At 70.0% G+C, this 263-nt stretch carries 1 protein-coding gene; it reads right to left on the reverse strand.

What is annotated here, in order from left to right:
• Positions 1 to 263 (reverse strand): hypothetical protein (locus tag SM754_RS20315; protein WP_323677956.1); only part of this gene is annotated, 263 nt, incomplete at both ends.

The following is a 263-nucleotide window of genomic DNA, read 5'->3' on the forward strand; positions in this document are numbered from 1 at the left end:
CCGGCCACGTAGGCGTCCCTGAGGCCGTAGGAGCTGCTGTCGAGGACGCTGTCGGGCGAGCTCGCCGTGAGCGCCGCGCTGTCGTTGCTGCTGCCGCCGGCGACGCCCGTGATCTCCCCGGCACGGTTCGCGTCGTAGCTCTCGCCGAAGAACACCGAGGAGAACTGGTCGTCGAAGACGATGGTCCCGTCGCCGTCCATGACGACGGTCGCACCGGAGTCGCCGACGGTCCCGCGCAAGTTCAGCGAGTAGGCGTCGGCGCT

This window comes from Halorubellus amylolyticus, assembly GCF_034808145.1.
Lineage (GTDB): Archaea > Halobacteriota > Halobacteria > Halobacteriales > Natrialbaceae > Halorubellus.